This window comes from Streptomyces sp. NPDC014861, from assembly GCF_043081625.1.
In the GTDB taxonomy this organism is placed as follows: domain Bacteria; phylum Actinomycetota; class Actinomycetes; order Streptomycetales; family Streptomycetaceae; genus Streptomyces.
On the sequence record NZ_JBIBWV010000022.1, the window covers coordinates 24,292 to 44,511 of the forward strand.

The window sequence follows — 20,220 nt, forward strand, 5'->3', positions numbered from 1 at the left end:
CCCCAAACAGCCGCGAGGCTTCCGGACGATCCGCCTCTACGTAGTGCGGCAGCTGTTCGAACACCGCCGCATCGCGCGGAACGTTACCGTATCGCGATCAGATGACCACTTCGACGCCCTCACCGGGCGGATTACCTGATACCCGTTCGGACTCAAGAGCGTTCTGAAGGATGATCACGGCGGCGGCCTGGTCGATGACCGAGCGGCCCTTCTTGGCCTTCACCCCGGAGGCCCGCAGACCCTGGGTCGCCGTCACCGTCGTCATCCGCTCGTCGACCAGGCGGACCGGCACGGGGGCGATCCCGCGCGCCATCTCCCGGGCGAAGGCGCGGACCTTGGCCGCGGCCGGGCCCTCCCGCCCGCTGAGCGAGCGGGGCAGACCCACGACGACCTCGATCGGCTCGTACTCCTCGACGATCAGACGGAGCCGCCGGTGGGCGGCCGGGACATCACGTCCCGGCACGGTCTCCACCGGCGTGGCGAGGACCCCGTCGGGGTCGCACGAGGCGACCCCGATCCGGGCGTCCCCGACGTCGACCGCGAGACGGCGGCCGCGGCGCATCGTCACGCGGTCTCCACCACGAGCCGCTCGACGGCGGCGATGGCCTCGCCGACGGCCTCCGGGTTCTGGCCGCCGCCCTGGGCGACGTCCGGCTTGCCGCCGCCACCGCCGCCGAGGGTCTTGGCGGCCGTGCGGACCAGCTCGCCGGCCTTGAGGCCGCGCTCGCGGGCGGCCTCGTTGGTGGCGATGACCGTCAGCGGCTTGCCGTTGGCCGTGGTGAACAGGGCCACGACGGCCGGACGGTCGGAGGGGATCCGGCCGCGCACGTCGAGGACGAGCCTGCGCAGGTCGTCGGCGCCGGTGCCGTCCGGGACCTGGCCGGTGACCAGGGCGAGGCCGCGGATGTCCCGGGCGGAGTCGACCAGGCCGGCGGCGGCCTGGAGGACCTTCTCCGCGCGGAACTTCTCGATCTCCTTCTCGGCGTCCTTCAGCTTGCCGAGCATGGCGGAGATCTTCTCCGGCAGCTCCTCCGAGCGGCCCTTGACCAGCTCCTGGAGCTGGGCGACGACCGTGTGCTCCTTGGCGAGGAAGTTGTACGCGTCGACGCCGACCAGGGCCTCGATGCGGCGCACGCCGGAGCCGATGGAGGACTCGCCGAGGAGCTTCACCAGGCCCAGGGCGGCGGTGTTCTTGACGTGCGTGCCGCCGCACAGCTCCTTGGAGAAGTCGCCGATGGTGACGACGCGGACCTGCTCGCCGTACTTCTCGCCGAACTCGGCGATGGCGCCCTGGCGCTTGGCCTCGTCGATCGGCATGACCTCGGCGTGGACCTCCAGCTCGCGCGAGAGGACCTCGTTGATCTTCTGCTCGACGTCCATGAGCACCGTGCCGGGGACGGCGTTCGGCGAACCGAAGTCGAAGCGGAAGCGGCCCGGCTGGTTCTCCGAACCGGCCTGGGCGGCCGTGGGGCCGAGGGCGTCCCGCAGCGCCTGGTGGGTCAGGTGGGTGGCCGAGTGGGCGCGGGCGATGGCCTGGCGGCGCCGGACGTCGATGGTGGAGTAGGCCGTGGAGCCCACCGTCACCTCGCCGACCTGCACGGCGCCCTTGTGCACCGTGACGCCCGGGACGGGCTGCTGCACGTCGCGGACCTCGATGACGGCACCGGAGTGCAGCCGAATGCGTCCCTGGTCGGCGATCTGGCCGCCGCCCTCGGCGTAGAAGGGGGTGCGGTCGAGGACGACCTCGATCTGGTCGCCCTCCGAGGCGGCCGGCGACGGGACGCCGTTCACCAGCAGGCCGACGACGGTGGACTCGCCCTCGGTGTTGGTGTAGCCGGTGAACTGGGTGGCGCCGGAGGTGTCGGCGATCTCGCGGTAGGCGGAGACGTCGGCGTGACCGGTCTTCTTGGCCTTGGCGTCGGCCTTGGCGCGGTCCCGCTGCTCCTTCATCAGGCGGCGGAAGCCGTCCTCGTCCACGGAGAGGCCCTGCTCGGCGGCCATCTCCAGGGTGAGGTCGATCGGGAAGCCCCAGGTGTCGTGGAGCAGGAAGGCCTTCTCGCCGGCGAGGACCTTGCCGCCGGCGGCCTTGGTCTCGGTGACGGCGGTGTCGAGGATGTTGGTGCCGCCCTTGAGGGCCTTGAGGAACGCGGCCTCCTCGGCGAGGGCGACCGTCTCGATCCGCTTGCGGTCGGTCTCCAGCTCCGGGTACTGCTCGCCCATGGTCGTGATGACCGTGTCGACGAGGGCACCGACGACCGGGCCGGTGGCGCCGAGCAGGCGCATGTTGCGGACGGCACGGCGCATGATGCGGCGGAGCACGTAGCCGCGGCCCTCGTTGCCCGGGGTGACGCCGTCGCCGATGAGCATGACCGAGGTGCGCATGTGGTCGGCGACCACGCGCAGCGAGACGTCGCTGTCGTGGGCCTTGCCGTAGGCGACGCCGGTGAGCTCGGTGGCCTTGTCGATGACGACCTTGAGGGTGTCCGTCTCGTACATGTTCTGGACGCCCTGGAGGATCATCGCCAGGCGCTCCAGGCCGAGGCCCGTGTCGATGTTCTTCGACGGCAGCTCGCCGAGGATCGGGAAGTCCTCCTTGCCGGAGCCCTCACCGCGCTCGTACTGCATGAAGACCAGGTTCCAGATCTCCACGTACCGCTCGTCGTTGACGGCCGGGCCGCCCTCGACGCCGAACTCGGGGCCGCGGTCGTAGTTGATCTCGGAGCACGGGCCGCACGGACCGGGGACGCCCATCGACCAGTAGTTGTCCTTCTTCCCGAGGCGCTGGATCCGCTCGGCGGGGACGCCGACGACGTCGCGCCAGATGCGCTCGGCCTCGTCGTCCTCCAGGTAGACGGTGATCCAGAGCTTCTCCGGCTCCAGCCCGTAGCCGCCGTGCTCCACCGGGGAGGTCAGCAGCTCCCAGGCGAGCTTGATGGCGCCTTCCTTGAAGTAGTCGCCGAAGGAGAAGTTGCCGCACATCTGGAAGAACGTGCCGTGGCGGGTGGTCTTGCCGACCTCCTCGATGTCCGGCGTGCGCACGCACTTCTGCACGCTGGAGGCGCGCGTGAAGGGCGGCTTCACCTCACCCAGGAAGTAGGGCTTGAAGGGCACCATGCCGGCGGGGACGAGCAGCAGAGTCGGGTCGTCCGCGATGAGCGACGCCGAAGGGACGACGGTGTGCCCGCGCTCCTCGAAGAAGCTCAGCCAGCGGCGGCGGATTTCAGCCGACTCCATCAGTGGTCCTCATTCCGGTTGTACGAGATCGTGCGCGACGAATGCGTGGTCGTGGTCTTGTGCGGGGTGGGGCCGAGCGCGGCGCGACTGCGCGGCTCGGGAAGCCCCGGGTCCGCGGGAGGCGGGGCGTCGAGGCCGAGCACCTCGCCCAGTTCGGCCTCCCGCTGGACCATGCCCGCCCTCACGTCGAGGGCGAAGTCCTTGAGCCGGTGCCCCGCCTCGACCGCCTTGTTCGCGGCCTGTGCCGCGAGGCTCTCGGGGGTCAGCTGCTGGATCTTTCGGTTGACCTTCGTGGTGGCCCAGACGCCGGCGGCTGCGCCGGCCGTGAACCAGAACGTGCGACGGAACATCGCGGCACTCAGCCCTTCTGCTTCCGGCGCCGTGCGAGCGGCACGGTGCGGCCGACGATCACAGTGCGTCGCCCGGTGGCGGGCGGCGCCTCCTCCCGCTCCCGGCCCCGGCCGAGCGCCCTGCGGACCCCGTAGCCGAACGCGGCGACCTTGACGAGCGGGCCGCCGAAGGTGGAGGCGACGGTCGTCGAGAGCGCGGAGGCGTTGGAGGTGACCTCCTGGACGTCGGAGGCGATGGCGTCGACCCGGTCGAGCTGGGTCTGCGCCGAGCGGACGGTCGCCGACGCGTCCGCGAGCAGGGGAACGGCCTGCTCGGTCACGTCCGCCACGAGTTTGGTGGTCGCCCGGAGCGTCTGCGCCAGTCTCGCCAGCACCACGGCGAGGAAGGAGACGAGAATCGCCCAGAACACGGCCACCAGGATCCCGGCAACCTCTCCACCGGTCACTGCGCACCGCTCTCTGCTGTCGTCGTCGGTCGTTCGGTCATGCGAAAGTCGTCCCCCGACCCTATCGCGCCGTGGCTGTCACGCCGTACCGCATTACCGCCTGTGCGCCGGGAGTTACGCGATCGGATTGTACGGAGTGCGCGCGGATGAGTACGCTCCGTGTCCCATGCGACGCAGCACTCTCCCGGCGGAGCTCAACCGGTTCGTCGGACGGACCGACGAGCAGGCCGAACTGGCCGCGCTCCTGTCCGAGTCACGCCTCGTCACGATCCTCGGTGTGGGCGGGGTCGGCAAGACCCGGCTGGCCCTGAGGGCCGCGGCGACCGCGCAGAAACGCTACGGCGAGGAGGTGCGGCTCGCCGAGCTCGCACCGCTCCGTGACCCGGAGCTCGTCGAGCACGCCCTCGTGGAGGCCCTCGGCCTGACCGACCACACCCTCCGCGGGCCGCGCGAGGTGCTGCTCGAACACCTCGCCGACCGCCGCCTGCTCCTCCTGGTGGACGGCTTCGAGCACCTGGTGGAGGTCTGCGCCCCGCTCGTCCGCGACCTGCTCGCGGCGGCGCCCGGGCTGACCGTGCTCGCCACCGGCCGCCGCCCGCTGCGGGTGCCGGGCGAGGCGGTGCTGATCCTGGCGCCGATGGACGAGCCCGACGCGGTGGCGCTGCTCGCCGAGCGGGCGGCCCGGGCCGGCGCACCCGCCGTCCCGGACGAGGCCGCGGCCCGCGAGCTGTGCCGGCGCCTCGACGGGATCCCGCTCGCCCTCGAACTCGCGGCGGGCCGGCTGCCGCTGCTCTCCGTGGAGCAGCTGCTCGTCCGGCTGGACGACCGCTTCCGGCTGCTCGGCGACGGCGGGCGCGGGGTCCTCCCCCGCCACCGGACGCTGCGCACCGCGATCGGCTGGAGCCACGAGCTGTGCACGCCGGAGGAGCGGCTGCTCTGGGCGCGGCTCTCGGTCTTCGCCGGTCCGTTCGACCTGGAGGCCGTGGAGTACGTGTGCGGCGGCCCGGACCTGCCGCAGGACGGGATCCTCGACGTGCTGGGCGGTCTGCTCGCCCAGTCCCTGCTGGCCCGGGAGGACACGGCGGCGGGCCCGGGCTACCGGATGCTGGACACGGTGGCGGCGTACGGGGCGGAGTGGCTGGCGGCGCTGGGCGACACCGATCGGATGCGGCGGCGCCACCGGGACTGGTACATGGGCCTGGCGACCTGGTGCGAGCTGGAGTGGTTCAGCCCCCGGCAGGAGGAGGTGGCGGCCCGGACGGCCGCGGCGCTGCCGAACCTGCGGGCCGCGCTCGACGTGTGCCTGGAGCTGCCGGAGGACGCCCACCTCGCCCAGCACCTGGCGGGCACGCTCTGGTTCGCGTGGGTGGGGTGCGGGCGGCTCTCGGAGGGGCGGCACTGGCTGGACCGGGCACTGTCCCTGGAGTCGGAGCACGAGGACGCCCGGCTGAAGGCGCTGTGGGTGCTCGGCTACGTGGCGGTCCTCCAGGGCGATCCGACCGCCGCGGTCGCCGCGCTGCACTCCTGCCGGGAGCGGGCGCGGGCCTCGCGGAATCGGCTGGCGGAGGCGTACGCGACGCACCGGCTGGGCTGTCTGGCACTGCTCTCCGACGACTTCCCGCGCGCCGAGGTGCTGCTGGGCCGTGCGCTCGACGCGTACGCGGAGCTGGGCGAGCTGAACAGCAACGTGCTGATGGGCCGGGTGGAGCTGGCGATGGCGCGGGCCTTCCGGGGCGATCTGGAGGGCGCGGCGGTGATCTGTCGGGAGGTGCGGGAGGTCTGCGAGGAGCGCGGGGAGCGCTGGTCGCGGGCGTACGCGCTGTACGTGCTGGCGTTCTCGGCGTGGACGCGGGGCGCGCTGCCGGAGGCGCGGGAGCTGCTGGTGGAGTGCCTGACGATCAACCACCTCTTCCGTGACCAGGTGGGGGTGGTGCTGGCGGTGGAGCTGCTGGCGCTGGTGACGGTGAGCGAGGGCGACCCGGTGGAGGCGGCGGTGCTCCAGGGCGCGGCGCTGCCGGTCTGGGACACGGTGGGGGTGCAGCTCTTCGGGTCGGGCTCCTTCGACGGGCCGCGGGCGCTGTGCGCGGGGCGGGCCGTGGAGGAGCTGGGCGCCGAGCGGTACGAGGAGTCGTTCCGGCTGGGGCAGGGCCTGTCGCTGGACGAGGCGGTGGAGCGGGCGGTGGCCGACCGGTCGGGGGCGGTCCCGGCCGGGTGGCCGGGTGGGGTGGCGCCGCGGCCGTTCCGTACCGCGCGTCCGCCGGTGGTGCCGGGAACGCGGAAGCCCGCCGGCTCCCCCACCGGAACGGGCGGGGAAGCGGCGGGCTGAACACCGCGGGGGGAGTCGCGCCCCCGGCGCTGCCGCCGGGATGTGCCCCCGGCGGCCGCCGGATCAGCGGGCGTAGTACTCGACGACCAGCTGCTCGTCGCAGATGACCGGGATCTCCTTGCGGTTCGGCTCGCGGTCCAGGCGGAAGGCCAGGGCCTTCAGGTTGACCTGGAGGTAGCGCGGGGTCTCGCCGTCGGGGGCGAAGCCACCCTCGCGGGCGACCTGGAACAGGGTCTTCGCGCGGGACTTCTCGCGGACCATCACGACGTCGTCGGGACGGACGCGGAAGGACGGCTTGTCGACCTTGCCACCGTTGACCTGGATGTGGCCGTGGACGACCATCTGACGGGCCTGGTAGATGGTGCGGGCGATGCCCGAACGCAGGACCAGGGCGTCGAGACGGCGCTCGAGCTCGACGACCAGCGCCTCGCCCGTCTTGCCCTCGGCCTTCTTGGCGCGGTCGTAGGCGCGCGCCATCTGGCGCTCGCTGATGTCGTACTGGGCACGCAGACGCTGCTTCTCGAGCAGACGGACCTTGTAGTCCGAGTTCTGCTTGCGACCGCGGCCGTGCTCGCCCGGCGGGTAGGGACGGGCCTCGAAGTACTTGACGGCCTTCGGCGTCAGCGCGATACCGAGCGCACGGGACTTCTTGACCTTGGGGCGGGCCTGGTTCGGCATGAACCAACCTCTCTGTCTGAACGAATACGGCTTCACCAGTGGTTAGGGAGGTCGCCATCCGCAGCCGGGAAAACCCTCCGGGTCCGCGAGGGACCTGTCGGGCAGCCGCTTCCCGCTCTGGGCACGTACGTGCAGCACGCGAACGACCCACCGCCGATCCCGGGAACCCGGGGGGTGGTGGGTGGCACGCGACACCTTCGAGGTGCGCGACGCTCCTGGAAACCCTGCCCGGGGGCCGGGTCTCCTGCTGACTGTCCCGCTCTGGTGGCGCCGGCCTGGGCCGGACACGGGACGCAGCGATCCTGACCAGTGTACCGGCTCCCCGGAGCGTCGCTGTCCGGGGGCCCGGAGGGTGTCTCCCGGCGTACGGCGCTCGGGCGCGGGGGTGCGCCCGAGCCCGTGCCCGTCCTCAGCCGCCGTCGCCCCTCAGCCGCTCGCGGACCCGCTCCACCACGTCCGCGTAGCGGGCCTCGGCGCCGTAGCGGGTGGGCTCGTAGTAGCGCCGGCCGTGGAGGGCGTCGGGGGCGTACTGCTGGGCGGCGATCCCGCCGGGCACGTCGTGCGGGTAGACGTACCCCTGGGCGTGGCCCAGTTTGGCGGCGCCCTTGTAGTGGCCGTCGCGGAGGTGGGCCGGGACGGGGCCCGCGAGGCCGTTGCGCACGTCCTCGCGGGCGGCGGAGATGGCGAGGGTCGCCGTGTTGGACTTGGGGGCCAGGGCGAGCGCGATGGTGGCGTGGCTGAGGGTGAGGGCGGCCTCGGGGAAGCCGATCATGGCGACGGCCTGGGCGGCGGCGACGGCGAGCGGCAGGGCCTGCGGGTCGGCGAGGCCGATGTCCTCGCTGGCGGAGATCATCAGCCGGCGGGCGATGAAGCGGGGGTCCTCGCCCGCCTCGATCATGCGGGCGAGGTAGTGCAGGGCCGCGTCGACGTCGGAGCCGCGGATGGACTTGATGAGCGCGCTGGCGACGTCGTAGTGCTGGTCGCCGTCCCGGTCGTACTTCACGGCGGCGCGGTCGACGGCCTCCTCGACGGTCTGGAGGGTGATCTCCCGCTCGCTCTTGGCGAGGGCGCCGCCCGCGGCGGCCTCCAGGGCGGTCAGGGCGCGCCGGGCGTCGCCGCCGGCGATCCGGAGCAGATGGGCGCGGGCGTCGTCGGTGAGCTCGACGGCGCCGCCGAGGCCGCGCTCCTCGGTGACGGCCCGGTCCATGAGGCCGCTGAGGTCCTCGTCGGTGAGCGGTTCCAGGGTGAGGAGCAGGGACCGGGAGAGGAGCGGGGAGATCACCGAGAAGTAGGGGTTCTCGGTGGTGGCGGCGATGAGGGTGACCCAGCGGTTCTCGACGGCGGGCAGCAGGGAGTCCTGCTGGGCCTTGGAGAAGCGGTGGATCTCGTCGAGGAAGAGGACGGTCTCCTTGCCGTAGCCGCCGGAGGCGCGGCGGGCGCCCTCGATGACGGCGCGGACCTCCTTGACGCCGGCGGTGATCGCGGACAGTTCGACGAAGCGCTTGTCGGTGGCCTTGGAGACCACGTACGCGAGGGTGGTCTTGCCGATGCCGGGCGGGCCCCAGAGGATCACCGAGGAGGCGCCGGCCGGGCCGCTGCCCTCGCCGACGAGCCGGCGCAGGGGCGAGCCGGGCTTGAGCAGATGGCTCTGGCCCACCACCTCGTCGAGGGTGCGGGGGCGCATCCGGACCGCCAGCGGGCTGCTGGACGGGTCCTTCTCCTGGCGTTCTTCGGCGGCTGCGGTGAAAAGATCGGGCTCCACGTCCATGAAGCCTAGGTCACGCCACCGACAAGCCGGGCGGGAGCGGTCAGCTCGTCCAGAAGTCCCACCAGCGGGTGAGGATCAGCATGCCGATGATCCCGAGGTGCAGGACGGGCAGGACCCAGGTGAACTCGGCGAAGAAGGTCCGCAGGCCGGCCGGGGCGGGGATCGCTCCGGAGCGGACGTTGTGCGAGGTCACGTACCAGAACATGACGATGGTGGCGGCCCAGGCGAGGCAGCACCACAGGCAGAGCGAGTTGATCTCGTACAGGGACTGCTGCATGAGCCAGGTGCAGAAGCCGACGCCGAAGAGCGTGCCGGCGTTGAGGCCGAGCCAGTACCAGCGGCGGTGGCGGGCGCCTGCGAGGAGGCCGACGCCGATGGCGATCACCATGCCGTAGGTGACCAGGCCGAGCATGGGGTTGGGGAAGCCGAAGACCGACGCCTGGTCGCTCTTCATGATGTTGCCGCAGGAGACGATCGGGTTGAGGCTGCACCCGGGGACGAAGTCCGGGTCCTCCAGGAGCTTGAACTTGTCGAGGGTGATGACCCAGGCGGCGAGCAGCCCGGCCGCTCCGGTGATCACCAGGAGCCAGGCGAGGCCCTTGCTGGCGCCGACGGTCTCCGTCCGCTCCGTCGTCTGCGTACCGGCGTTCGTCATGCCTGCCTGTCCTCTTCCCTCGCCCGCGGGCCCGGTGGCCTCCGCCATTCTGCAACAAGGCGTACGCCATCGGCCGTTCGCGGGGCATAAGGAAGGGCCCGGCCGCGGTGCGGACCGGGCCCTTACGGGGCCGGGTGTCAGCCGAGCAGACCGCGGACGGCGTCCAGGACCTCGTCCAGGGCGACCGCGCGCTGCTCGCCGGACCGCATGTCCTTGAGCTGGACGACGCCCTCGGCGAGGTCCCGCTCCCCCGCGACCAGGGCGAGGCGGGCGCCGGAGCGGTTGGCGTCCTTCATGGCCCCCTTGAGGCCCTTGCCGCCGAAGGAGAAGTCGGCGGCGATCCCGGCCCGGCGCAGCTCGGTGACCTTGCCGAAGAGGAGGCGGCGCGCCTCCTCGCCGATGGCCACGGCGAAGACGCTGGTGGGGGCGGGCAGGTCGAGGGTCACGCCCTCGGCCTCCAGGGCCAGGACGGTGCGGTCGACGCCGAGGGCCCAGCCGACGGACGGCAGCGCGGGGCCGCCGATCATCTCGGAGAGGCCGTCGTAGCGGCCGCCGCCGCCCACCGCGGACTGGGAGCCGAGGCCGTCGTGGACGAACTCGAAGGTGGTCCGGGTGTAGTAGTCGAGCCCGCGGACCAGCTTGAGGTCGTCCTCGAAGACCACGCCGGCGGCGGTGATCAGCTCGCGGACCTGCTCGTGGTAGGCCTTGCAGGCGTCGCACAGGTGGTCGCGGAGCAGTGGCGCGTCGACGAGCTGCTTCTGCACGTCGGCGCGCTTGTCGTCGAGGACCCGCAGCGGGTTGATCTCGGCGCGGCGCTGGGTCTCCTCGTCGAGGTCGAGGCCCCGCAGGAAGGACTGCAGCGCCTCGCGGTAGACGGGACGGCACTCCTTGTCGCCGAGCGAGTTCAGCAGGATGCGGTACTGGCGCAGGCCCAGGGAGCGGTACGCCTGGTCGGCCAGGATGATCAGCTCGGCGTCGAGCGCCGGGTCCTCGGCGCCGATCGCCTCGGCACCGACCTGGGAGAAGTGGCGGTAGCGGCCCGCCTGGGCGCGCTCGTAGCGGTAGTACGAGCCGGAGTACCAGAGCTTGACCGGCAGGTTGCCCTGCTTGTGCAGGTTGGCCTGGAGGGCCGCGCGGAGCACGGAGGCGGTGCCCTCGGGGCGGAGGGCGAGCTGGTCGCCGCCCTTCGTGGTGAGGGTGTACATCTCCTTGGTGACGATGTCGGTGGACTCGCCGACGCCGCGGGCGAAGAGGTTCACGTCCTCGAAGCCGGGGGTCTCGACGTAGCCGTAGCCGGCGTTCCTCGCCTGGGTGGAGATGGCGTCCCGGACCGCCAGGAAGACGGCGGAGCGGGGCGGGATCAGGTCGTACGTGCCCTTGGGGGCCTGAAAGGTGCTCACGAGAGTCTCGTCACATTCCTCGTCGGGGAGCCTGTGGATCGCTCCCGAAGCCGGAGGCCACCTGCCGCAGATACGGGTTGGTGGCGCGCTCCTGGCCGATGGTCGTCTGGGGACCGTGGCCGGACAGGACGACGGTCGAGTTGTCGAGCGGCAGGACCACGCGGGTCAGCGAATCGAGCATCTCGGCCATGTCGCCGCCGGGCAGGTCGGTGCGTCCGATGGAGCCGGCGAAGAGCAGGTCGCCGGAGAAGAACACGGAGGGGATCTCCGAGGTCTCCGGCGTCCGGAAGGTCACCGACCCCTTGGTATGCCCGGGCGCGTGCGCGACGGAGAACTCCATGCCGGCGAGGCTCAGCGCGGCGCCGTCGGTGAGTTCGTGCACGTCGTCGGGTTCGCCCACGGTCAGCTCGCCCATGAGCGGCATCCCGATGGAGCGGCCGAGGGCCTTCTCCGGGTCGCTCATCATGTACCGGTCGGCGGGGTGGATCCACGCGGGTACGTCGTGGGCGCCGCAGACCGGGACGACGGAGGCGACGTGGTCGATGTGGCCATGGGTGAGGACCACCGCGACGGGCTTGAGCCGATGCTTCTTCAGCGTCTCCTCGACTCCCTGGGCGGCCTGGTGGCCCGGGTCGATGATGACGCACTCCTCGCCTGCGGCGGGGGCGACCACGTAGCAGTTGGTGCCCCAGGCCCCGGCGGGGAACCCGGCAATCAGCACGATCGTCCTTCTGTGTCGTCCGGCAGTGGGCTGCGGCCTTGCGGAATGCAGCAGATCAGAGCCTACCGGCGGTGCGTATTCCACAGCCAACCCGTATACGGTACGGGCACATCCGGCCAGGACAGGAACACACGAACGAGAGGGAGCGGACCCGGTGGTCACCAGCGATCAGCGGCGGCGGCAGCTCGCCAGGGACAAGTACGCGCGCCAGCAGCAGCGACGGGCGGAGGCGCAGCGCAAGACCAAGCGCCGCAACACCGTGGTCGCCGCCTCCCTCGCGGTGGTGCTCGCCGCCGGCGGGGCGGTGTACGCCTCGGTGCAGTTCCTCGGGGACGACACCAAGAACACCGAGAACGCCGAGAACACGGAGGCGGGCGGCGAGCCGAAGATGGGCATCGAGGCGAAGGGCACGTACGCCTTCGCCCTGAAGACGAACGAGGGCGACATCACCCTCGAGATGGACGCGGCGAAGACCCCGCGGACGGTGAACTCCTTCAAGCACCTCGCCGACAAGAAGTACTTCGACGGGTCGAAGTGCCACCGGCTCACCACCGCCGGGATCTTCGTGCTCCAGTGCGGCGACCCGGAGGGCACCGGCATGGGCGGCCCGGGCTACAACATCCCGGACGAGAACCTCGACGCCCTGGGCAAGCCGGGCAGCGACGGCAAGGTCGTCTACAAGGCGGGCACGGTCGCCATGGCCAACACCGGGCAGCCGGGCACCGGCGGCTCGCAGTTCTTCCTCGTCTACAAGGACTCGAAGCTGCCGCCGCAGTACACGCCGTTCGGCACGATCGACGCGGCCGGCCTCAAGGCCGTGCAGAAGGTCGGGGCGGCCGGGGTCGACGGCGGCCAGGGCGACGGCGCCCCGAAGAAGCCGGTGACCATCGAGAAGGCGACCGTCTCCGCGAAGTGAGGCGGGGCGCTCCGCAGGACGGCGGCCCGGAGGTCCGCACGCACGTGACCGTGGAATTTCGGTCGCGCTGAGTGCGGACAGCCGGGCCGCCGTTCGCCTAGATTGGCGTTGTGCAGCGCGGTCCGATCCGTCGGCCGCGCGGCGGAAGGCGGGCGAGGCCCGCCCAGGAACTGTGGACGATGCCCGGGGGTCACCACCCGACATGGGCATCATGGTGAGGAGGCGCTGTGAGCAGCGACCCGTGGGGCCGCGTCGACGAGACGGGCACCGTGTACGTGCGGACGGCCGAGGGTGAGAAGGTCGTCGGATCCTGGCAGGCGGGCACTCCCGAGGAGGCGCTGGCCTACTTCGAGCGCAAGTACGAGGGCCTGGTTGTCGAGATCGGCCTCCTCGAGAAGCGGGTGAAGACCACCGACCTCTCGGCGAAGGACGCCCAGACGGCGATCGAGCACATCCGGCACCAGGTCGACGAGCACCACGTCGTCGGCGACCTGGCCGCGCTCTCGGCCCGCCTGGACAAGCTCGCGGAGTCGGTGGAGTCGCGCCGCGAGGAGCGCAAGGCGCAGAAGGCGAAGCAGGCCGACGAGGCGCGCTCCGCCAAGGAGGCGCTGGTCACCGAGGCCGAGGAGCTGGCGCAGAGCGAGCAGTGGAGGGCGGCCGGCGAGCGGCTGCGGGCCCTGGTGGACACCTGGAAGGGCCTGCCCCGGCTCGACCGCAAGTCCGACGACGAGCTGTGGCACCGCTTCTCGCACGCCCGCTCGGCCTTCTCCAAGCGCCGCAAGGGTCACTTCGCCCAGCTCGACGCGCAGCGCGAGGACGCCCGCAAGGCGAAGGAGCGTCTGGTCGCCGAGGCCGAGGCGCTGCAGAACTCCAGCGACTGGGGCGCGACCGCGGCCCGCTACCGCGAGCTGATGGCCGACTGGAAGGCCGCCGGCCGGGCGCAGCGCGAGCACGAGGACGACCTGTGGAACCGCTTCCGCGGCGCCCAGGACGTCTTCTTCGCCGCCCGCTCCGAGGTCTTCGCCGAGCGGGACGCGGAGCAGACCGAGAACCTCAAGCTCAAGGAGGAGCTCGCCGGCGAGGCCGAGAAGCTGCTCCCGGTGACGGACCTGAAGGCCGCCCGTGCCGCCTTCCGCTCCCTCAACGAGCGCTGGGAGGCCATCGGCCACGTGCCGCGCGACGCCCGCCCGAAGGTGGAGGGCCGGATGCAGACGGTGGAGCGGGCGATCCAGGAGGCCGAGGAGGCCGAGTGGCGCCGGACCAACCCGGAGGCACGCGCGCGTGCCGCGGGTCTGACCGGTCAGCTCCAGGACGCCGTCGAGAAGCTGCGCAAGCAGGTCGACGCGGCCCGGGCGGCGGGCAACGACGCCAAGGCCGACAAGCTGGCCAGGGAGCTGGAGGGCCGCCAGGCCCTGCTCGACCAGGCACTGAAGGGTCTCCAGGAGTTCGGCGGCTGATCCCCGCCGCCGCGGGTCCGGCGGACGGCCTCCGCCGGACCCGCGGCACGAGGAAGGGCCCCCGGCGCGTGCCGGGGGCCCTTCCTCGTGCGTACGGCTACGGCCGGCGCGCGCTGGTCACGCGGTAGACGTCGTACACGCCCTCGACGCCCCGGACCGCCTTCAGGACGTGGCCCAGGTGCTTGGGGTCGCCCATCTCGAAGGTGAAGCGGGACGTGGCCACCCGGTCCCGGGAGGTCTGGACGGCCGCCGAGAGGATGTTGACGTGCTGGTCCGAGAGGACCCGGGTGACGTCGGAGAGGAGCCGGGAGCGGTCCAGCGCCTCGACCTGGATGGCGACCAGGAAGACCGAGGACTGGGTCGGGGCCCACTCGACCTCCAGGATCCGCTCCGGCTCCCGGGACAGCGAGTCGACGTTGACGCAGTCGCTGCGGTGGACGGAGACGCCGCTGCCGCGGGTGACGAAGCCGATGATCGGGTCGCCGGGCACCGGGGTGCAGCAGCGGGCGAGCTTGACCCAGACGTCCTCGACGCCCTTCACGACGACACCCGGGTCGGCGTTGGAGCGGCGCTTGGAGCGCCCGCGGGCCGGCGGGGCGACCTCCTCGATGTCCTCGGTGGCCGCGTCCTCGCCACCGAGCGCCTGCACCAGCTTCTGCACGATGGACTGGGCGGTGACATGGCCCTCGCCGATCGCCGCGTACAGCGAGGAGATGTCGTTGTACCGCATCTCGTGGGCGAGGGTGACGAGGGAGTCGCCGGTGAGGATCCGCTGGATCGGCAGGTTCTGCTTGCGCATGGCCCGCGCGATGGCGTCCTTGCCCTGCTCGATGGCCTCGTCGCGGCGCTCCTTGGAGAACCAGGCGCGGATCTTGTTACGGGCGCGCGGGGACTTGACGAAGCCCAGCCAGTCGCGGGACGGCCCGGCGCCGGCCGCCTTGGAGGTGAAGACCTCCACCAGGTCGCCGTTGTCGAGGGTGGATTCGAGCGGCACGAGCCGCCCGTTCACCCTGGCTCCTATGGTGCGGTGGCCGACCTCGGTGTGGACGGCGTAGGAGAAGTCGACCGGGGTGGCGCCGGCGGGCAGCGCGATGACGTCGCCCTTGGGCGTGAAGACGAAGACCTCGTTGCGCGAGAGGTCGAAGCGGAGGGATTCCAGGAACTCGCCCGGGTCCTCGGTCTCCTTCTGCCAGTCGAGCAGCTGGCGGAGCCACGCCATGTCGTTGAGGTGGTCGTCCTTGCCGGCGTTCTTCGGCACGTCGGTGCGCACCTTGGAGGCGCCGGCGACGGCCTCCTGCTTGTACTTCCAGTGCGCGGCGATGCCGTACTCGGCGCGGCGGTGCATGTCGAAGGTGCGGATCTGCAGCTCGACCGGCTTGCCGTTGGGGCCGATGACCGTCGTGTGGAGCGACTGGTACATGTTGAACTTCGGCATCGCGATGTAGTCCTTGAACCGGCCGGGGACCGGGTTCCATCGCGCGTGGACGGTGCCGAGGGCCGCGTAGCAGTCGCGGACGGTGTCCACGAGGACGCGGATGCCGACCAGGTCGTAGATCTCCGCGAAGTCACGGCCGCGGACGATCATCTTCTGGTAGACGCTGTAGTAGTGCTTGGGGCGGCCGGTGACGGTCGCCTTGATGCGGGCGGCTCGCAGGTCGGTCTGGACCTCGTCGGTCACTATGGCGAGGTACTCGTCCCGCTTGGGGGCGCGCTCCGCGACGAGCCGGACGATCTCGTCGTACATCTTGGGGTAGAGGATCGCGAAGGCGAGGTCCTCCAGCTCCCACTTGATGGTGTTCATGCCCAGCCGGTGCGCCAGCGGGGCGTAGATCTCCAGCGTCTCGCGGGCCTTCTTCTCCTGCTTCTCCCGCTTGAGGTAGCGCATGGTGCGCATGTTGTGCAGGCGGTCGGCGAGCTTGATGACGAGGACCCGGGGGTCCTTGGCCATCGCGACGACCATCTTGCGGACGGTCTCGGCCTGCGCGGCCTCGCCGAACCGCACCTTGTCGAGCTTGGTGACGCCGTCGACGAGGAGGGTGACCTGGTCGCCGAAGTCGCGGCGCAGGTCCTCCAGGCCGTACTCGGTGTCCTCGACGGTGTCGTGGAGGAGGCCGGCCATCAGGGTCGCCGGGTCCATGCCGAGCTCGGCGAGGATGGTGGTGACGGCGAGCGGGTGCGTGATGTACGGGTCGCCGCTCTTGCGCTTCTGGCCGCGGTGCCAGCGCTCCGCGACCTGGTAGGCCCGCTCGATCTGGCGCAAAGTGGCCGTTTCGATCTTGGGGTCGTTGGAGCGGACGATCCGGAGCAGGGGTTCGAGGACCGGGTTGTACGGCGACGAGCGCTGCACACCGAGCCGGGCCAGGCGGGCGCGCACCCGGTTGGAGGAGCCTCCCGAGCGGGAGGGCGCGGGGGCCGGTGCGGGAGCGGGCGCAGCAGGCTTCGGCCTGTTCTCCGCGGGCTTGTTCTGGGGCGTGCCGGTTCCCTGCGCGGCCTTGTCGGCCTTGGGGTCGGGCTGCGCGGCGGAGAGTGACTGGGCCTCGTCTGGCAAAGAGCGCTCCTCTGGGGTCCCCCCGGACGGAGTCTGGGGGAGGTCCGGGTCCCCCGGTCAGGCCCGGAAAGGCCATCGTATCGAGCCACGACCCCACGTGCTCACGCGCCCGGGGGACGGACGGGGACCGAGGGGCCGCCGCCGAGGGGGCGACGCGGTCCCGGTGGGGACGTACCGGGGCAAACGCCAGGGGCGCCCCGGGAATTCCCGGGGCGCCCCTGGTCCGCATCCACCGGATGCCCTCCGGCCGCCTCAGACGGTGATCAGCGCGGTGAGCGGAGCGTCGCCGAGGGCGGGCTCCAGCCGGGCGCGGCCCGGGAGGAAGCCGAGCTCCATGAGGACCGCGACGCCCGCGACCTCGGCGCCCGCGCGTCGGATCAGCTCCAGCGAGGCCTCGGCGGTGCCGCCGGTGGCGAGGACGTCGTCGATGACCATGACGCGGTCGCCCGCGGCGAGGTCCTCGGCGTGCACCTCGATCTCGGCGGTGCCGTACTCCAGCTCGTACGCCTGCCGGAGCGTGGCGCCGGGCAGCTTGCCGGCCTTGCGGACCGGGACGAAGCCGAGGCCCGCGCGGACGGCGACCGGCGCGGCGAGGATGAAGCCGCGGGCCTCCAGGCCGACGATCTTCGTCGCGCCCTGCGCGGAGCAGAGGGCGGCGAGCTCGTCGGTGAGGGCCGTGAACGCCTCCGGGTCCGCGAGCAGCGGGGTGATGTCCTTGAACAGCACCCCGGGCTTCGGGTAGTCGGGGACGTCGCGGATCCGGCTGAGCAGCAGGTCGGTCACGCCCTGGGCCTCGGCGGTCATCCGCGCCGCTCCTGGGCGCGGCCCCGGCGGGCCGCGGCGCGCGGGCCGACGACCGCGGCCTCGCCCGCATCGGTGCCGTCGTCGTCCGGGCCGTCCTCGCCGCGGGCGGCGGCGGAGGCGCGCTTGGCCAGGATCCGCTTCTTCAGCGCCTTGATGGCCGGCTCGCGCTCCTTGAGGTCGGCGACGAGCGGGGTGGCGATGAAGATCGAGGAGTAGGCACCGGCGGCCAGACCCACGAAGAGCGACAGCGAGATGTCGTTGAGCATGCCGGCGCCGAGGACGCCGCCGCCGATGAAGAGCAGGCCCGCGACGGGCAGCAGCGCCACGACGGTGGTGTTGATGGAGCGGACCAGGGTGCCGTTGATCGAGCGGTTGGCCATCTCGCTGTAGGTGAAGCGGGACTGCTTCGTGATGTCCTTCGTCTGTTCCTTGAGGGAGTCGAAGACGACGACTGTGTCGTACAAGGAGTATCCGAGGATGGTCAGCAGACCGATCACCGTGCCGACCGTGACCTCGAAGCCGACGAGCGAGTAGATGCCGACGGTGATGGTGAGGTCGTGGATCAGCGCGATCAGCGCCGCGACGGCCATTCTCCATTCGAAGGCGATCGCCAGGTAGATCACCACCAGGATCATGAAGACCCCGAGACCGGTCCACGCCTTGGTGGCGATCTGCTCGCCCCAGCTGGGGCCGACCAGCTCGGCGGCGATCTTGTCCTCGGCGACGTTCAGGTCCTTGGCCAGCTCGGTGCGGACCTGGTCGGACTGCTCGGTGTCGAGACCGCCGACCTGGATGCGCAGGGAGCCGTTGCCGAGCTGCTGGACGATCGCGTCGTGGCCGGAGGCCTCCTCGGCGTACTCCTGCGCCTGGCTGACGGTGACGTCCGTCTTCGGGGTGGTGAAGACGGCGCCGCCCTGGAACTCGATGCCCATGTTGAGGCCGCGGACGGCCAGGGCGACGATGGCGGTGATGGTGATCAGGACGGAGAGGCCGTACCAGATCTTGCGGTTCTTGATGAAGTCGTAGCCGACCTCACCGCGGTGGAGCCGGGCGCCGAGATCGCCGAGCTTCGACATCTCACGCCTCCTTCGGTTCGACGGTGCCGGCGGAGCCGGGAGCGGTGGCGGTACGGCGGGCGCGGCGCAGCGGCGGCTTGGCGCCCAGGCGCTTCGGGTCCAGGCCGGAGAGCGGGTGGCCGTCGCCGAAGAACTTGGTGCGGGCGAGCAGCGTCATCAGCGGCTTGGTGAAGAGGAAGACCACGACGATGTCGAGCAGGGTGGTCAGGCCGAGCGTGAACGCGAAGCCCTGGACCTTGCCGACGGTGACGATGAAGAGCACGGCCGCGGCCAGGAACGACACGAAGTCGGAGACCATGATGGTGCGGCGGGCACGCGGCCAGGCGCGCTCGACGGCCGGGCGCAGGGTGCGGCCCTCGCGGAGCTCGTCGCGGATGCGCTCGAAGTAGACGATGAAGGAGTCGGCGGTGATGCCGATGGCGACGATGGCGCCGCAGACGGCCGGCAGGTTCAGCGCGAAGCCGATGGCCGGGCCGAGCAGGGCCATGATCACGTAGGTGAGCAGGGCGGAGACGCCGAGGCTGAGGATCGCGATGAACGACAGGCCGCGGTAGTAGACCACCAGGTAGAGGATGACCAGCGCGAGGCCGATGGCGCCGGCGATGAGGCCGGCCTCCAGCTGCTCGCCGCCGAGGGCGGCGGTGACGGTGTCGACGCTCTGGGTGTCGAAGGAGAGCGGCAGGGCACCGTAGGCGAGGATGTTGCCGAGGTCCTGGGCGGACTGCTGGTTGAAGCTGCCGGAGATCTGCGCGTTGGCGCTCAGCGTGGTCTGGACGCGGGGCGCCGAGACGACCTCGCCGTCGAGCACGATCGCGAACTGGTTCTGCGGCTCGGTCTGCTGCGAGAGCTTGCTGGTGATCGACTGGAACTTCTTGGAGCCGGCGTCGGTGAACGCCATGTCGACGATCCACTGGCCGGACTGCTGGTCGATGGCGGCCTTGGCGTCGTCGACGTCACGGCCCTCGACCTCGGCGGGGCCGAGGAGGTACTTCTCCCACTGGCCGATCGCGTTCTTGCCGCAGGCGACGATGGTGTCGCCCGGCTTGGTGCCCGCGGCGGCGGCGGTGCGCTGCTTCGGGTCCAGGCAGTTCAGGGTGGTGAACTTCTGCTGGAGCGCGGCGGTGGCGGCGTCGGCGGAGGGCGTCGGCGTCGGCTTCGGGGTGCCGGTGGCCTTCGGCGTGCCGGAGGCGCTGCCGGTGGGGGTGGGCGTCCCGGTGGCGTTGGGGGCCTTGAGGGCCTCGGAGAGCGCGCGGCCCTGGGTCGAGGCGGAGGCGCTCGGCGTGGCCGACTTCTTCTCGCCGACGGAGGAGGACGCGGAGGGCTTCGGCGTGGCCGTGCCCGAGGGGTTCGCGGACGGCGCGGCCTCGGGGGCGGCGGGCGCGACGGTGATCACGGGCCGGAAGTAGAGCTGGGCGGTGGTGCCGACCTGCTCGCGGGCCTGCTTCTCGTTCGTCCCCTTGGGGATGTTCACGATGATGTTCTCGCGGCCCTGCGTCTGGACCTCGGCCTCGGAGACGCCGAGACCGTTGACACGGCGCTCGATGATGCCGACCGCCGTGTTCATGTTGGTCTCGTTGACCGCGGACTCCTGGCCGGGCTCCGCCTTGGCCTTGAGCGTGATCGACGTGCCGCCGGCGAGGTCGATGCCGAGGCGCGGGGTGGTGTGCCCCGACCAGAACATGCCGCCGGTGAGCGCGACCATGGCGATCAGAATGAAAGCCAGGGCGCGCCCGGGGCGGCTCTGTCCCCCCGCCGGCCCACGGCCCTTCTTCGGTGCTGCCACCTGTCGTTTCTCCCTGTCCAAACCGTCCGGGCGCCGGGTGGGCGCACGGAGGCCACCA

16 protein-coding genes are annotated in these 20,220 nt (G+C 71.7%); 3 read left to right on the forward strand and 13 right to left on the reverse strand.

Going from position 1 to position 20,220, the window contains the following annotated elements; all coding sequences use genetic code 11:
* Window positions 1-97: 97 nt before the first annotated feature.
* The 4 genes from ruvX to ACF1BN_RS30190 are packed head-to-tail and all read right to left on the reverse strand — an operon-like array spanning window position 98 to window position 4,030.
* A complete protein-coding gene (gene ruvX / locus ACF1BN_RS30175) occupies window positions 98-562 on the reverse strand; it encodes a Holliday junction resolvase RuvX (protein ID WP_392334847.1) in 465 nt (154 codons plus the stop codon).
* Between the two features lie 2 nt (window positions 563-564).
* A complete protein-coding gene (gene alaS / locus ACF1BN_RS30180; protein ID WP_392334768.1) occupies window positions 565-3,234 on the reverse strand; it encodes an alanine--tRNA ligase in 2,670 nt (889 codons plus the stop codon).
* Entirely contained in the window at window positions 3,234-3,584 is a 351-nt protein-coding gene (locus tag ACF1BN_RS30185) for a DUF6167 family protein (RefSeq protein ID WP_392334769.1), read from the reverse strand. Before ACF1BN_RS30185 ends, alaS begins: the two co-directional genes overlap by 1 nt.
* Window positions 3,585-3,592: 8 nt before the next feature.
* On the reverse strand, window positions 3,593-4,030 hold the full coding sequence (locus ACF1BN_RS30190; protein WP_392334770.1) for a DUF948 domain-containing protein: 438 nt from the start codon (window positions 4,028-4,030) through the stop codon (window positions 3,593-3,595).
* A gap of 166 nt (window positions 4,031-4,196) precedes the next feature.
* Here ACF1BN_RS30190 and ACF1BN_RS30195 point away from each other — a divergent pair, with 166 nt between their 5' ends.
* Window positions 4,197-6,356, forward strand: a complete 2,160-nt coding sequence (locus tag ACF1BN_RS30195) for an ATP-binding protein (protein ID WP_392334771.1) — start codon at window positions 4,197-4,199, stop codon at window positions 6,354-6,356.
* 63 nt (window positions 6,357-6,419) lie between these two features.
* Here ACF1BN_RS30195 and rpsD read toward each other — a convergent pair whose 3' ends face one another.
* From rpsD to ACF1BN_RS30220, 5 genes are all read right to left on the reverse strand, one after another.
* Window positions 6,420-7,034 carry a 30S ribosomal protein S4 gene (gene rpsD, locus ACF1BN_RS30200; RefSeq protein ID WP_043228069.1) on the reverse strand — a complete coding sequence of 205 codons (615 nt, stop codon included), beginning with the start codon at window positions 7,032-7,034 and terminating at the stop codon, window positions 6,420-6,422.
* 409 nt (window positions 7,035-7,443) lie between these two features.
* A complete protein-coding gene (locus ACF1BN_RS30205) occupies window positions 7,444-8,796 on the reverse strand; it encodes a replication-associated recombination protein A (protein WP_392334772.1) in 1,353 nt (450 codons plus the stop codon).
* 46 nt (window positions 8,797-8,842) lie between these two features.
* Complete coding sequence (locus tag ACF1BN_RS30210; protein WP_392334773.1) at window positions 8,843-9,457, reverse strand: vitamin K epoxide reductase family protein; 615 nt, start codon at window positions 9,455-9,457, stop codon at window positions 8,843-8,845.
* Window positions 9,458-9,594: 137 nt separating this feature from the next.
* Window positions 9,595-10,857 carry a histidine--tRNA ligase gene (hisS, locus tag ACF1BN_RS30215; protein WP_392334774.1) on the reverse strand — a complete coding sequence of 421 codons (1,263 nt, stop codon included), beginning with the start codon at window positions 10,855-10,857 and terminating at the stop codon, window positions 9,595-9,597.
* A gap of 10 nt (window positions 10,858-10,867) precedes the next feature.
* Entirely contained in the window at window positions 10,868-11,578 is a 711-nt protein-coding gene (locus tag ACF1BN_RS30220) for an MBL fold metallo-hydrolase (RefSeq protein WP_392334775.1), read from the reverse strand.
* A gap of 154 nt (window positions 11,579-11,732) precedes the next feature.
* On the opposite strand from ACF1BN_RS30220, the gene ACF1BN_RS30225 reads away from it, so the two are divergent.
* Together ACF1BN_RS30225 and ACF1BN_RS30230 are read left to right on the forward strand one after the other, a co-directional pair.
* Window positions 11,733-12,494: a peptidylprolyl isomerase gene (locus ACF1BN_RS30225; RefSeq protein WP_392334776.1), complete on the forward strand. Its 762-nt coding sequence runs from the start codon at window positions 11,733-11,735 to the stop codon at window positions 12,492-12,494.
* Between the two features lie 227 nt (window positions 12,495-12,721).
* Complete coding sequence (locus ACF1BN_RS30230) at window positions 12,722-13,951, forward strand: DUF349 domain-containing protein (RefSeq protein ID WP_392334777.1); 1,230 nt, start codon at window positions 12,722-12,724, stop codon at window positions 13,949-13,951.
* A 97-nt stretch (window positions 13,952-14,048) separates the two neighbouring features.
* Here ACF1BN_RS30230 and ACF1BN_RS30235 read toward each other — a convergent pair whose 3' ends face one another.
* From ACF1BN_RS30235 to secD, 4 genes are all read right to left on the reverse strand, one after another.
* Window positions 14,049-16,499 (reverse strand): RelA/SpoT family protein, encoded by a 2,451-nt coding sequence (locus ACF1BN_RS30235; RefSeq protein ID WP_392334778.1) that lies wholly within the window; start codon window positions 16,497-16,499, stop codon window positions 14,049-14,051.
* Window positions 16,500-16,751: 252 nt separating this feature from the next.
* Window positions 16,752-17,303, reverse strand: coding sequence for an adenine phosphoribosyltransferase (locus ACF1BN_RS30240; RefSeq protein ID WP_392334779.1), 552 nt, complete (start codon window positions 17,301-17,303; stop codon window positions 16,752-16,754).
* Complete coding sequence (gene secF, locus ACF1BN_RS30245; RefSeq protein ID WP_392334780.1) at window positions 17,300-18,379, reverse strand: protein translocase subunit SecF; 1,080 nt, start codon at window positions 18,377-18,379, stop codon at window positions 17,300-17,302. The genes ACF1BN_RS30240 and secF overlap by 4 nt, the downstream gene beginning before the upstream one ends.
* A 1-nt stretch (window position 18,380) precedes the next feature.
* Complete coding sequence (gene secD / locus ACF1BN_RS30250; protein ID WP_392334781.1) at window positions 18,381-20,162, reverse strand: protein translocase subunit SecD; 1,782 nt, start codon at window positions 20,160-20,162, stop codon at window positions 18,381-18,383.
* Window positions 20,163-20,220 lie beyond the last annotated feature (58 nt).

Bases quoted from the DNA above. Each gene is read 5' to 3' on its own strand.
- ruvX (WP_392334847.1), bottom strand. From the start codon at position 562: ATGCGCCGCGGCCGCCGTCTCGCGGTCGACGTCGGGGACGCCCGGATC.
- alaS (WP_392334768.1), bottom strand. From the start codon at position 3,234: ATGGAGTCGGCTGAAATCCGCCGCCGCTGGCTGAGCTTCTTCGAGGAG.
- ACF1BN_RS30185 (WP_392334769.1), bottom strand. From the start codon at position 3,584: ATGTTCCGTCGCACGTTCTGGTTCACGGCCGGCGCAGCCGCCGGCGTC.
- ACF1BN_RS30195 (WP_392334771.1), top strand. From the start codon at position 4,197: ATGCGACGCAGCACTCTCCCGGCGGAGCTCAACCGGTTCGTCGGACGG.
- rpsD (WP_043228069.1), bottom strand. From the start codon at position 7,034: ATGCCGAACCAGGCCCGCCCCAAGGTCAAGAAGTCCCGTGCGCTCGGT.
- ACF1BN_RS30210 (WP_392334773.1), bottom strand. From the start codon at position 9,457: ATGACGAACGCCGGTACGCAGACGACGGAGCGGACGGAGACCGTCGGC.
- ACF1BN_RS30240 (WP_392334779.1), bottom strand. From the start codon at position 17,303: ATGACCGCCGAGGCCCAGGGCGTGACCGACCTGCTGCTCAGCCGGATC.
- secF (WP_392334780.1), bottom strand. From the start codon at position 18,379: ATGTCGAAGCTCGGCGATCTCGGCGCCCGGCTCCACCGCGGTGAGGTC.